Raw genomic sequence first — 13,437 nt, 5'->3', positions numbered from 1 at the left:
GAGGGGTAAATTATGATGAAATTTAACAATAAATTAATTGCTATAGCTGCAAGCGCACTTTTAGCAACAACAATGTTTGCAGCAGAGGCAAAAACAAAACCACTCCCGGCAAATATTTACAAAGCTACTAAAAATGCTTTAGATGGCGGTGTAACGTATAAGAGAGAAAATGGTGCATATACTGCATATAAAGTAAATGACCAATCAACCAAAGGTGTTAACTTTGGTAGAGCACCTACTGCAAATGAGTTAAAAGCTTGGGATGCAGATATCATGCCAGATGGTACAGGTTTGCCAGTAGGTAGCGGTACTGCTGATGATGGTGAAGTGCTTTACGATAAAGATTGTGCTGTTTGTCACGGTGAATTTGGTGCAGGTGGAAAAGGATATCCGACTTTAACAGGCGGTTCTTTAGAGTCACTAAAATTCCAAAGAGATTGCCCAGGTAAAGAAGCTCCAAACAGAACGATTGGTTCTTACTGGCCACAGGCAAGTACGCTTATTTGGTATATTCGTGATGCAATGCCATATGCAAATCCGAAGAGTTACTCACCAGATCAGATGTATGCTATGACTGCATATCTTCTAAGAGAGAGCGGTGTACAAATTGATGGAGCAGATATCGAAGAGTTAAATCAAGATAACTTCAAAAAGATTGTTATGCCAAATCGTAATGGTTTCTATCCAAATATTGATGGACCAAAAGGTGTAGAAAACGTAAGAGCGTTCTATAAAAACCCTAAAAACTTTGGTGCAGTGGGTACTCGCTGTATGACAAATTGTGGAAAAGAACCTGTTATGAAGATAGGAAATGAGATTACGGCTGTTGTACCAGCATACTCTACTGTAAGAGATCTTCCAAAAGTAGAAGCAAAAGGTGCTGTATCTGAAGCTCAAAAGCTCTATGAAAAATCATGCGCAGTTTGTCACAAAACTGATGCAATGGGAGCACCGGCTGTCGGAGATAAAGGCGCTTGGGCAACAGTTTTGGAAAAAGGCATGGATAAGGTAAATCATAACTCTATCAATGGTGTAGGCGGTATGCCTCCAAAAGGTGGTGCTATGGATTTAAGTGACGCACAAGTCAAAGATATTGTAAAATATATGGTAGAATCTAGCAAGTAGTTTTTGCTAGATCTACTTCACATCGAGATAAAGGAAAAAAAATGAAAAGAAGAAAGTTTTTAAGTTTAGGTGCTGTAGCTGCTGCTGCATCTGTTTTACCTGTTAGCCTTAGTGCAACTGATTTTGTAGCAACTGCTCCAAAAGCATGGGAGGCTCCAACAAGTAAAGAGGCTATTGAAGCGTTATTTGGTTCTGCTGCTGCAACTGATGGACAAATCGAAATTAAAGCTCCAAAATTGGCTGAAAACGGTGGCGCAGTGCCAATCGGTATCAAGTCAAAAGTAGAGCTTGTAACAATCGCTCTCTTCCAAGATGCAAACCCAAGAAGTGCTGTAGCGGTATTTGAATTAGGTGATAATGGTGTTGTTGATATGCAAACTAAAATCAAAATGAGAAAAACTGCAAATGTTACTGTTGTAGCAAAAGGCAAGGACGGCAAGTTATATTCAGCTGTACAAAAAGTAGAAGTTTCTATCGGTGGTTGTGGAGGTTGATTTAACCCCACATCATCAATAAATCTAAAAAACAAAAAACAAAAAAAGGAAAAATATTATGGGTATGAAAATCAAAGCTAAAAATAAAGATGGCGTTACAGAGGTAAAACTTTTACTCTCTAACCCAATGGTTGGTAAAGAAGAAGCTGAAACGAAAAAAGTGCCAGTAAGTTATCTTACACACGTTACTGCTAAAGTAGGCGGTAAAGTTGTATGGGAAGCATCAACTGGTCCATTCTTGTCAAAAGATCCTTACTTTATGTTCCAATTTAAAGGTGCTAAAGCAGGTGATGAAATCGTTGTTGAGACTATCGATGACAAAGGTGCTACTGAGACTGATAAAGACGTTATCAAGTAGTGGTTTTCCCCTTTTTGGGGAAACCATTTTTGATATCTCAAGAATATAATTGGTTTGTATTCTACATACGAGTTATATTCTTCCAAGAATATAAAAAAAAAGAGGAAATGTTTATGATAAAAAAAATAATGAATCCGTTAGCGCTCACAGCTCTTGCGATGCTTCCATTTATGAGTGCATGTTCTTCAGACACAACAAAATCTGAAACAACTGCCCAAAAGTCCGCTCCAGCAGCACAAACAACTGCAGCAGCTCCAGCTCCAGTAGCAACAGTAAGTGATGAGTGGCAGTATAAGCTTGAGCCTAAGCAAGTAGCAGATAACGTATGGTGTTTCTTCGGAGCACTTGAAATTCCTACAAAAGAAAACGGCGGAAATATGGTAAATACTTGCTATATCAAAACTGAAACAGGATACACACTTTGGGATACAGGTCCTACGTATATCTATGCAAAACAAGCATACGAAGCTATGAGCAAACTTGTTGGAAAACTACCAGTAACGACTGTTTTGATGAGTCATGAACATGATGACCACTGGTTAGGAAACAACTACTACAAAGAAGTTCACGGTTCAGAGATTGTTGGACCAAACTCAGTAAACAAAAACTATCACCCAGGTGAAACAACAAGTAGAATGTTTGTAACTCTCTCAGAAAATGCTATCAGAGGAACAAAAATCATCGCAGTTGACAAGTCATATGAGCAAAAAGAATCAATTAAATTTGCTATTGGTGGCGTTAACTTTGAGTACGTTCCAGTAGGTAACGGTCACTCAGAAGAGGATTATTTCCTTTATATGCCAGACAATAAAGTGATTCTTGCAGGTGACCTTGTTATGAATGGTAGAGTAACATCTAACAGAGATGGATCCGTAGAAGGACAGCTCAAAGCACTTGAGGCTATCAACTCTAAAGAGTGGACTACTCTTGTTCCAGGACACGGTTTTATTATTGACAAAACAGCAACAGATGAGTCTGTGCAGTACTTTTCACTCACAAAAGAGAGAATCCTAAAAGCAATCGATGATGGTATCGATAGTACAGAAATTGTTGAAAAAGTGCCTCTCGAAGAGTTTAAAGATAAAGCACTCTATGATTTATTAAATTCGGCGAATGTTGCTAGAGCATTCCAAGAGTACGATATGGGGCTAGAATAACCCTATAGTAAAGTAGTTCAGCACCTCTGCTGAACTACCTCTTTTTTACATCGCATCTTCATACGTTTTTTAATCTCTTCTTTAAATCTTTTGCTTCATCTCTTCATCTTTTTCTATCTGTTTAAAATTTACTATTCTCTTAATCATTGCAATGAAAATAGGGCTTAAGCCACGCAAAAAAACTAGAAAGTCAATGATAACTTGAGGACTATTATTTAGAGGATGAAGAGCAAAGAGTATCTAGCTAAGAATCTCTTTTTCAAGTGTATAGAGCTCATAACGTATATGTTTGAAATTCTCACTATATGTAGCGTTAGAGAGCTTATAGATTTCTTCTAAAACCCTAGACGACTCTTGAGCTCTTTTGAAGTTAGCAAGGATGATATCCGTCAAATCTGCACGATTCATTTCACTTTTTATTGTTTGGCGAAGAACGTCATTTGTACTGTCTCGATACTTGAGGAGCTCTAAGCTTTCTTGAACATTTGCGATATGTCGTAGATTTTTAAGTTTATGAGAGAGGATTTTGTCGTTGTTTTTATATCTCATGATATCTTCAACAACTCGTATGCCTTCTTTGAGGCGGTTGAGATTTGCATCAATCACCCGAAAAAGTTCGGGTGAGAGCTGATTATTCATCACTATTTCCAAAGATACCAAATAGCTGTAATAGTGCAGTAAATATATTTAAAAAATCCAAATATAGAGCAATTGCACCATCAATTGGAGTTTCATAAGTGCCCTGCATAATATTTTGAGTATCATAAATGACCATTATGCTAAAAAGGACAACTACAACACCAGAGATAGCTATATGCAATATTGGATTTCCAAGAAAGATATTAAGAATTGAAAAGCCAATGATCACAAACATAGCAATCATAAGAGGTTTTCCATACCCTGTAAAATCTTTTGTAGTCTTAATGGCATAAAAACTCATAGCCCCAAACACTACAGAGGTCATTGCAAAAGCATTTCCTATAATAGTAGCTCCACCACTCATTCCAAGAGTACGAGACAACAGAGGCGCAAGCATAAGACCCGTCATAAAGACAAATCCAAACATTACGGCTAAGTTGATACCTGGTTTATGTTTTACAAAATGCAACCCTATCAACAACCCTATCTCTAAGAAAAAGAGAGGCCAAAAAAATGATTGAATGGTTCCAGCCATAGGAACACCAACATAAGCCCCAACAGCTCCAGCCATCATTGAGGCTGCGAATAGTTTATATGTCTCTTTTACAAAAGAAACAATTTGCGCTTCACTTTTAGCATAACTGCTATTGTAAGTAGAAGCATTCCCTCTTGCGTAATCACGGTCATATAGTCCCATATTTTTTCCTTATATATACGATACATTTTTGTATGCATAAGAATTTTATATGCAAAGAGTTAATAAACAGCAACATACAAGGGAGTATCAGAAGCCTTTATAAAAATAATCGGAAACTACTAGGCTACAAAATCTAAACATTTCAAAAGAAATTTCAAAATTTGTGCGCAAAACTATTGACTTCTAAGTCTCATTTCCCTATAATTCCCATCCACAAACACAGAGACCTAAAGTTTAGGTTTTAAGAGGCTTTGTAACGAAGTTTCAGGTAGTTTGAGATCATTGAAAACTAAGCAAGTAGATAGACTTTAATAACTAGAAATAGTTATCTTAGTCAAATAAGTTTACTTATAAAAACTAAATAACAACAACCGTCTATTCTATTTATACCCAAATGGGTATCTATAGCAATAGATACTTTACAAGTCTTTCTATATGTAACAGTATAGAGAGCAAACAAAGCCAATGAATTTTAATTCTTGGGCAAAGATTAAACTAACTTCAATTATGGAGAGTTTGATCCTGGCTCAGAGTGAACGCTGGCGGCGTGCTTAACACATGCAAGTCGAACGGTAACAGGAAATAGCTTGCTATTTTGCTGACGAGTGGCGCACGGGTGAGTAAACTATAGTTAATGTACCCCAAAGACTGGGATAGCCACTGGAAACGGTGATTAATACTAGATACACCTTCATATCATAAGGTATGAAGGGAAATGTCTTTTCGCTTTGGGATCAGACTATATCCTATCAGCTAGTTGGTGAGGTAATGGCTCACCAAGGCAATGACGGGTAGCGGTTCTGAGAGGATGATCCGCCACACTGGTACTGAGACACGGACCAGACTCCTACGGGAGGCAGCAGTGAGGAATATTGCACAATGGGGGGAACCCTGATGCAGCAACGCCGCGTGGAGGATGACGCATTTCGGTGTGTAAACTCCTTTTATATGTCAAGAAAATGACGGTAGCATATGAATAAGCACCGGCTAACTCCGTGCCAGCAGCCGCGGTAATACGGAGGGTGCAAGCGTTACTCGGAATCACTGGGCGTAAAGGACGCGTAGGCTGTTTAGCAAGTCAGATGTGAAATCCAATGGCTCAACCATTGAACTGCATTTGAAACTGCTAGACTAGAGTATGGGAGGGGGAGATGGAATTAGTGGTGTAGGGGTAAAATCCGTAGATATCACTAGGAATACCTAAAGCGAAGGCGATCTCCTGGAACATTACTGACGCTAAGGCGTGAAAGCGTGGGGAGCAAACAGGATTAGATACCCTGGTAGTCCACGCCCTAAACGATGAACACTAGTCGTCGCGATGCTTGTCATTGCGGTGATGCACTTAACAGATTAAGTGTTCCGCCTGGGGAGTACGGTCGCAAGATTAAAACTCAAAGGAATAGACGGGGACCCGCACAAGTGGTGGAGCATGTGGTTTAATTCGAAGATACGCGAAAAACCTTACCTAGCCTTGACATTGATAGAATACTGTAGAGATACGGTAGTGCCCTTCGGGGAGCTTGAAAACAGGTGCTGCACGGCTGTCGTCAGCTCGTGTCGTGAGATGTTGGGTTAAGTCCCGCAACGAGCGCAACCCTCGTCCTTAGTTGCCAGCAGTTCGGCTGGGCACTCTAGGGAGACTGCCTTCGCAAGGAGGAGGAAGGTGAGGACGACGTCAAGTCATCATGGCCCTTATGGCTAGGGCTACACACGTGCTACAATGGGGCGTACAGAGTGTTGCAATACCGCGAGGTGGAGCCAATCACTTAAAGCGTCTCTCAGTTCGGATTGTTCTCTGCAACTCGAGAACATGAAGCTGGAATCACTAGTAATCGTAGATCAGCATTGCTACGGTGAATACGTTCCCGGGTCTTGTACTCACCGCCCGTCACACCATGGGAGTTGATTTCACCCGAAATTGGGAAGCTAACCTTCGGGGGGCTACCACTTACGGTGGAATTAGCGACTGGGGTGAAGTCGTAACAAGGTAACCGTAGGAGAACCTGCGGTTGGATCACCTCCTTTCTAGAGTAAAGTCAATCATTCGTTTGAATTGACATACAAAGAAAATCTCACAAGGCTTAAAAGCCAGTACACGCGAGGCACTAAATGCCGAGTCGTACAAGAGAAAAATAGTTATTTTAGTCTTTTACTTGCTTAGTACTCAGTGATCTGGGTAAAAAAATGGGTTTGTAGCTCAGGTGGTTAGAGCACACCCCTGATAAGGGTGAGGTCGATGGTTCGAGTCCATTCAAACCCACCATTTTTTGCACTATTCGCACTTAAAAAAGAAACTCACATACTACAGTATGCTTCGCTTCTTTTTTAAGCACGACTAGCACAAAAAACCAAGCTTAAAAACTAAATATAAGTCTTTAAAAAAAGATTTATATTTGGTTTTATACCAAATGTTCATTCAATTATCATTGTTAAAGTCAACATATAGTTATAAAGAGATAACTAGAGGTTAAAAAGAGAAATCTTATATACTCGCTAGAATCAAATTATAAATATATCAACTAAATAACTACAATTATTTACAAATACTGCCCTACATTAAGTAAGGTAGTGAACGCAAATTAGAATAAAAAAGATATTAAGGGCCATAGGTGGATGCCTTGGCTAGTAGAGGCGATGAAAGACGTACTAGGCTGCGATAAGCCTCGGGGAGCTGCCAAGAAGCTTTGATCCGGGGATTTCTGAATGGGGCAACCCAGTATGGTGAGAATCATACTACTCCTACGGGAGAGCGAACTTGGGGAAGTGAAACATCTCAGTACCCAAAGGAAAAGAAATCAAACGAGATTCCCAAAGTAGCGGCGAGCGAAATGGGATTAGGGCACTTAGTGATACTATATTTGTTAGCCGAACACTTTGGAAAGAGTGAACACAGAGGGTGATATTCCCGTAAGCGAAAACATTTATAGAGTACTAGACTAAGGAAAGAGTAGGTCGGGACACGTGTTATCTTGACTGAATATGGGGGGACCACCCTCCAACCCTAAATACTACTACTAGACCGATAGCGAACAAGTACCGTGAGGGAAAGGTGAAAAGAACTGCGGTGAGCAGAGTGAAATAGAACCTGAAACCTATGGCTTACAATCATTCGGAGCACTATTATTTATAAGTGTGACGGACTGCCTTTTGCATAATGAGCCTGCGAGTTGTGGTGTCTGGCAAGGTTAATCGAACGAGAAGCCGTAGCGAAAGCGAGTCTTAATAGGGCGACATAGTCAGATGCTGCAGACCCGAAACTGAGTGATCTATCCATGAGCAGGTTGAAGCTGGTGTAAGAGCCAGTGGAGGACCGAACCCGCTGACGTTGAAAAGTCTTGGGATGACTTGTGGATAGGGGTGAAAGGCCAATCAAACTCAGTGATAGCTGGTTCTCTCCGAAATATATTTAGGTATAGCCTCGAGCAGTAGCATGAAGGGGTAGAGCACTGACAGGGCTAGGGCTGCTTACCGCGGTACCAAACCCTATCAAACTCCGAATACTTCATGTGTAACCTCGGGAGTCAGGCGGTGGGTGATAAAATCAATCGTCAAAAGGGGAACAACCCAGACTAGCAGCTAAGGTCCCAAAGTCTTGTCTAAGTGGAAAAGGATGTGGAGTTGCTGTGACAACCAGGAGGTTGGCTTAGAAGCAGCCATCTTTTAAAGAAAGCGTAACAGCTCACTGGTCTAGCGATTCTGCGCCGAAAATATAACGGGGCTAAGACAAGCACCGAAGCTCTAGATTCACATTTATGTGAGTGGTAGGAGAGCGTTCCAGTCAGCGTAGAAGCCATACCGGCAAGGAGTGGTGGAGCGGCTGGAAGTGAGCATGCAGGCATGAGTAGCGATAAAAGGGATGAGAATTCCCTTCGCCGTAAACCCAAGGTTTCCTACGCGATGCTCGTCATCGTAGGGTTAGTCGGGACCTAAGTCGAGTCCGAGAGGGGTAGACGATGGCAAATTGGTTAATATTCCAATACCGACTGTTGTTCGCTTGAGTGATGGGGGGACGCATAGAGTTAATTGAGCTCACTGATGGAATAGTGGGTCGAAGGACGTAGGTTGTTAAGCAGGCAAATCCGCTTAACATTAGACCGAGATCTTACAGGCAGAGCAATCTCTTCGGAGAGCGCTTTGAATCAATGATACTGTCGTGCCGAGAAAAGCCTCTAAACGAGAACAATGGTCGCCCGTACCGTAAACCGACACAGGTGGGTGAGATGAGTATTCTAAGGCGCGTGGATGAACCCTGGTTAAGGAACTCTGCAAACTAGCACCGTATCTTCGGTATAAGGTGTGCCCTATTTGTTAATGGACTTGCTCCATAAAGCATTGACGGGTCGCAGCAAAGTGTCCCTCCCGACTGTTTACCAAAAACACAGCACTCTGCTAACTCGTAAGAGGATGTATAGGGTGTGACGCCTGCCCGGTGCTTGAATGTTAAATGGATTACTTAGCTCTGCGAAGGTTTGAAATGAAGCACAAGTAAACGGCGGCCGTAACTATAACGGTCCTAAGGTAGCGAAATTCCTTGTCGGTTAAATACCGACCTGCATGAATGGCGTAACGAGATGGGAGCTGTCTCAACCAGGGATCCAGTGAAATTGTAGTGGAGGTGAAAATTCCTCCTACCCGCGGAAAGACGGAAAGACCCCGTGCACCTTTACTATAGCTTGACATTGCTATTGGGATATTCATGTGCAGGATAGGTGGGAGCCGTTGATTCTATGACGCCAGTTGTAGATGAGGCATCCTTGAGATACCACCCTTGAATATTCTGATAGCTAACTCGCAAGTGTGAACCACTTGGAGGACAATGTCTGGTGGGTAGTTTGACTGGGGCGGTCGCCTCCTAAAAAGTAACGGAGGCTTACAAAGGTTCGTTCAGATGGGTTGGAAATCCATCGTAGAGTATAATGGCATAAACGAGCCTGACTGTAAGAGATACAACTCAAACAGAGTCGAAAGACGGTCATAGTGATCCGGTGGTTCTGTGTGGAAGGGCCATCGCTCAAAGGATAAAAGGTACGCCGGGGATAACAGGCTGATCTCCCCCAAGAGCTCACATCGACGGGGAGGTTTGGCACCTCGATGTCGGCTCATCGCATCCTGGGGCTGGAGCAGGTCCCAAGGGTATGGCTGTTCGCCATTTAAAGCGGTACGCGAGCTGGGTTCAGAACGTCGTGAGACAGTTCGGTCCCTATCTTCCGTGGGCGTAGGAGAGTTGAGGAGAGCTGACCCTAGTACGAGAGGACCGGGTTGGACATGCCACTGGTGCACCAGTTGTTCTGCCAAGAGCATCGCTGGGTAGCTACGCATGGATGAGATAACCGCTGAAAGCATCTAAGCGGGAAGCCAACTCCAAGATGAACTCTCCCTGAAGTACGCTTGAAGACTACAAGCTTGATAGGCTGGATGTGTACGCAGAGTAATCTGTTTAGCTGACCAGTACTAATAGTACGTTCGTCTTTTTTTACAGTTCTTTGAGTAGAACAAATTCGTTCACTACCTTACTTAGTGTATAGGTATCTTGTAGTAATAGTTATTTAGTAATTGATGTTGACTTTAACAATGGAAATCTTCTCTAATCTTTACAGATTATATATGAGTATATAGGTTAACAAGAAGGACGGTTTAGCGTCCGTGAGCTCTCTGCTGAAGAGAACTTAGCGTTAGCGTAGCTTAAGGAATTACTTCCTTAAGCGTTATATCTTTATATATGGTCTGTCTAGGTGGCTATAGAGAGAGGGAAACGCCTGGCTCCATTCCGAACCCAGAAGCTAAGCCTCTCATCGCTGATAATACTGATCCTTACAGGGTTGGGAACGTAGGTCGCTGCCTAGTTGATCATTTTTACTCTTACTTCTTACAAATTAACTTCAAATTAAATCTTATTATTGCTTTTTTACTCAACACATTATAATTAATATTTTAAAAAAATAAAACAATCCTATCTTTTTACAATTCAGGTTTTGACATTTGTAATAATAAAGGTATAATCTACTCATTTTAAAATAGGGTTTTACATGAAATTTGCTCTTTTTCTTTTTACGGCACTTCTTTTTTTAAGTGGGTGTGCTACAACTACTTATACTAAAAATATTTCACAAGGCACTATCCAAGAGAGTGATGTTGTTATCACTGCTGTTGATGGTAGTTTTAAGCTTCAAGGTGCGTTTAAAGCGCCATTTCAAAGTAAGACACACTACCATTCACTCAACATCGGCGGAGAGAAGTTTATCAAAGGGTATCAACATGCGCTTGGTTTTGGTGCGAAGCATGTGCGCGTAAAGGTTCCTTCCTCTTCAAAAGAGCTTTATGGGGTGCTTGCGCTTGATGATATAGATGAGCGAGGTTTTGGTCCTGGTGTGTCGTCGTATAAGATTATTATCCCTGAGCCTTATATCGATGCGGCTAATGATGGAAAAATCTCTGTTGTTTATGAGTACTACCATATCAAAGATGATGCTCTTTTTGACAACAGTCACATTAAAAAGTACTCATGGATACTGTGGCTCAGTGATAAGGATGTGTTCAAGTGAAGATACTCTTTAGCGTAGCTGCAGTAGTTGCTTCTTTGGGCGCTGCAGAGCTTCTACTTATATCTAATGATGTTGATAATAAAACTCTTGATACTCTTTTTTTGAAATATAAAAAAGAGATTATTGTGAGCGATGCAAAGGCCTACCTTGTGCCAAGTGAGTGTTTGATGGTACGCCATTTTGGTGGACTAAGCCAAGGAAATCTTGCTATTGTGGGTAAAGAGCTCCATAGTGGTTATTTGAGCATGACGCAAGAGGTTTTTGAAGCCAAAGATATTGCCACTATCAAAAAAGAGATAGAGAAACAAAAGATAAGCGATACTATAGAAGCAAAAGGTGCAAAAGCATTTTTAGATGAGCGTGATGGGCATCTTTTTGGAGGCTTAAGCCAAGGTGAGGTCAATCTACAAGAACAGACGCAGCTTGTCGTAGTAGAGCCAGAGATAAATAAAAAAGCAGAGCAAAATAGCTTGCAACCATCATGCAAGCTTCTTGAAGATGGTTCTGGATATATGCTTTTAGATATAAAAGATGCCAAAATATACAATCAAGAGGGTTTAAAAATAGTTCAGGAGAAAGTTTTTTTTCACTAACCTCTCCGTCTCTAGCGCTATTTCCTCTTTTTTATGCGCCTCTTTTTTCATTACTTCTTTTCTCTGCCTAAGAGTTCTTTATAAAAAAGCTTTTTTTACAGAATTTTAATGTTACTTTTTTACACAATATGATAATTTTATCACACAAAGTGTGATACACAAAAAATCAAAGTTATATTAGAAGAGAAGCCATTAATTATATATAAAATTTATATTTCCACTAAAATGTGATATTTTTATCTCACTCAATGATTAGAGTTATAAACCAAATTTATATAATATTTTTTCCCCATACTTCTTTTAAGTTTTATTTATGTTTGTTTACTATTCATTTAAGATTCGGTTAAAAATTACTCTCCTATAATGCTTACATTCTAAAAAATTACTCGTAGGAGAGAAAATGAAAAGAACAATTAAACTTGCAGTGGTAGCTGCTTTAGCTTTAGGTGCAACTTCTGCATTCGCAACAAACGGTTCATCGTTAATCGGTATTGGCGCAAAAGCTCGTGGTATGGGTGGTACTCAAATTGGTGTTGGTCATGGGGCTGAGTCAGGAATTGCTAATCCAGCTTTAATTACTACAATTAAAGGTAATAATGAAGTATCATTTGGTGGTACTGTATTTATGCCAGATATTGAAGTTCAAGCTAATACAAACAATCTACCTAGTGGGTCTACTGGTGCTGAACAAACTAGCGATTCAGATTTTTTTGTTATACCTACAGTTTCATTAGCTTCTAAGATCAATGATAATTTTTACTGGGGTATCGGTATGTGGGGTACAGGTGGACTCGGTGTTGATTATAGAGATGTGACAGAAAATACATTTAGTATGGTTACAGCGCTTCAAACTATGCAGTTTGGTGTGCCTATAGCATATACTAATAGTGGTTTTAGCATTGGTATCACTCCAATAGTACAGTATTCTTCATTAGATATTCAATATACTCAACCAGCTGATTTTATTGGAGATCCTATTGGTTCTGGTGTTGCTCAAGATGTGGCTGTAGGTGTAAATTTTGGTTTAGCGTATGAGACTGATGGCTTAACACTTGGTGCAGTTTATAAATCTGAGATCAAATTTGATACAAAAGATGTAATGAATGCTGCATTGGATGGCTTTATGGTCGGGCCTTCTTTTGGTGGTACTACGATTGATGAAATGGCGACACCTGCAGAGTATGGCGTGGGTATATCATATACAACATCTGGACATACAATAGCACTTGATTATAAAAATATCAACTGGGAAGATGCTGAAGGTTATAAAGAGTTTGGTTGGGAAGACCAAGATGTGATCGCAATCGGTTATGAGTATGCGACTGATGGCTGGGCTGTGCGTGCAGGTTACCAGTATGCAGAGTCAGCTGTGCAAGATAATAGCGGCAAAGGTTTAGCAATTGATAATGCGCATGCTGCAAATATGTCTGGATTGATGGGTTATGCAGGTCCTAGTTCTTTAACAAACTCATTTAACCTAATTGGTTTTCCAGGAACTCAAGAAAGTCATATTACTTTAGGTGGTACTTATGCATTTAATGAGACGCTATCTATAGATTTGGCTGCTGTATATGGTTTAGAAAATAAAGAAACTTTTACAGGTTTTACTGGTGAAGATATTACTAGTACACACTCTGAGCAAAGTTATACAGTTCAACTTAACTACGCGTTCTAAGAACTTCTCTCTTTAACACCGCTTTTTAGCGGTGTTACGCTTTTTAAAATCTCAAATTATCTCTTTATTTGCTCTTGTTTTTTGTAGAGCTATAATTTTAAATATAAATGTGATAAAAAAATTATATTTTTTAAAAAAAAGAGATTTATTTCAGAAA

Annotated in this window: 9 protein-coding genes, 1 tRNA gene and 3 rRNA genes; 11 read left to right on the top strand and 2 right to left on the bottom strand. The window is 40.4% G+C overall.

Annotation, left to right across the window (positions count from 1 at the left end; all coding sequences use genetic code 11):
- Positions 1-12: 12 nt before the first annotated feature.
- The 4 genes from AC6H4V_RS11605 to AC6H4V_RS11590 all read left to right on the top strand — a co-directional run bounded on the left by AC6H4V_RS11605 (position 13) and on the right by AC6H4V_RS11590 (position 3,134).
- A complete protein-coding gene (locus AC6H4V_RS11605; protein ID WP_497606959.1) occupies positions 13-1,125 on the top strand; it encodes a c-type cytochrome in 1,113 nt (370 codons plus the stop codon).
- Between the two features lie 41 nt (positions 1,126-1,166).
- Positions 1,167-1,619, top strand: a complete 453-nt coding sequence (gene soxY / locus AC6H4V_RS11600; protein WP_428730394.1) for a thiosulfate oxidation carrier protein SoxY — start codon at positions 1,167-1,169, stop codon at positions 1,617-1,619.
- Between the two features lie 58 nt (positions 1,620-1,677).
- Positions 1,678-1,977, top strand: coding sequence for a thiosulfate oxidation carrier complex protein SoxZ (gene soxZ / locus AC6H4V_RS11595; RefSeq protein WP_497606958.1), 300 nt, complete (start codon positions 1,678-1,680; stop codon positions 1,975-1,977).
- Positions 1,978-2,090: 113 nt separating this feature from the next.
- Positions 2,091-3,134 (top strand): MBL fold metallo-hydrolase, encoded by a 1,044-nt coding sequence (locus tag AC6H4V_RS11590; RefSeq protein ID WP_497606957.1) that lies wholly within the window; start codon positions 2,091-2,093, stop codon positions 3,132-3,134.
- A 240-nt stretch (positions 3,135-3,374) separates the two neighbouring features.
- On the opposite strand, the gene AC6H4V_RS11585 is transcribed toward AC6H4V_RS11590, so the two are convergent.
- The gene (locus tag AC6H4V_RS11585) at positions 3,375-3,773 is read right to left on the bottom strand and encodes a thiamine-phosphate pyrophosphorylase (RefSeq protein WP_497606956.1); all 399 of its coding nucleotides are present in this window, start codon (positions 3,771-3,773) and stop codon (positions 3,375-3,377) included.
- Positions 3,766-4,470 carry a Bax inhibitor-1/YccA family protein gene (locus AC6H4V_RS11580; protein WP_497606955.1) on the bottom strand — a complete coding sequence of 235 codons (705 nt, stop codon included), beginning with the start codon at positions 4,468-4,470 and terminating at the stop codon, positions 3,766-3,768. The genes AC6H4V_RS11585 and AC6H4V_RS11580 overlap by 8 nt, the downstream gene beginning before the upstream one ends.
- A gap of 504 nt (positions 4,471-4,974) precedes the next feature.
- Here AC6H4V_RS11580 and AC6H4V_RS11575 point away from each other — a divergent pair.
- From AC6H4V_RS11575 to AC6H4V_RS11545, 7 genes are all read left to right on the top strand, one after another.
- Positions 4,975-6,495: ribosomal RNA gene (locus AC6H4V_RS11575) — 16S ribosomal RNA — on the top strand.
- Positions 6,496-6,656: 161 nt separating this feature from the next.
- A tRNA-Ile gene (locus AC6H4V_RS11570) sits at positions 6,657-6,733 on the top strand.
- Positions 6,734-7,056: 323 nt separating this feature from the next.
- Positions 7,057-9,946: ribosomal RNA gene (locus AC6H4V_RS11565) — 23S ribosomal RNA — on the top strand.
- A 252-nt stretch (positions 9,947-10,198) separates the two neighbouring features.
- A 5S ribosomal RNA gene (gene rrf, locus AC6H4V_RS11560) occupies positions 10,199-10,314 on the top strand.
- The 16S, 23S and 5S rRNA genes sit together here with 1 tRNA gene alongside, the layout of an rRNA operon.
- A gap of 182 nt (positions 10,315-10,496) precedes the next feature.
- A complete protein-coding gene (locus AC6H4V_RS11555) occupies positions 10,497-11,012 on the top strand; it encodes a hypothetical protein (protein WP_428728955.1) in 516 nt (171 codons plus the stop codon).
- Positions 11,009-11,605, top strand: a complete 597-nt coding sequence (locus AC6H4V_RS11550) for a hypothetical protein (protein WP_497606954.1) — start codon at positions 11,009-11,011, stop codon at positions 11,603-11,605. Before AC6H4V_RS11555 ends, AC6H4V_RS11550 begins: the two co-directional genes overlap by 4 nt.
- Before the next feature lie 400 nt (positions 11,606-12,005).
- Positions 12,006-13,280 carry an OmpP1/FadL family transporter gene (locus AC6H4V_RS11545; RefSeq protein WP_497606953.1) on the top strand — a complete coding sequence of 425 codons (1,275 nt, stop codon included), beginning with the start codon at positions 12,006-12,008 and terminating at the stop codon, positions 13,278-13,280.
- Positions 13,281-13,437 lie beyond the last annotated feature (157 nt).

It is taken from the genome of Sulfurimonas lacustris (genome assembly GCF_059705355.1).
The sequence above is the reverse complement of the archived record's forward strand: the minus strand, read 5'-3'. Positions and strand labels throughout refer to the sequence as shown.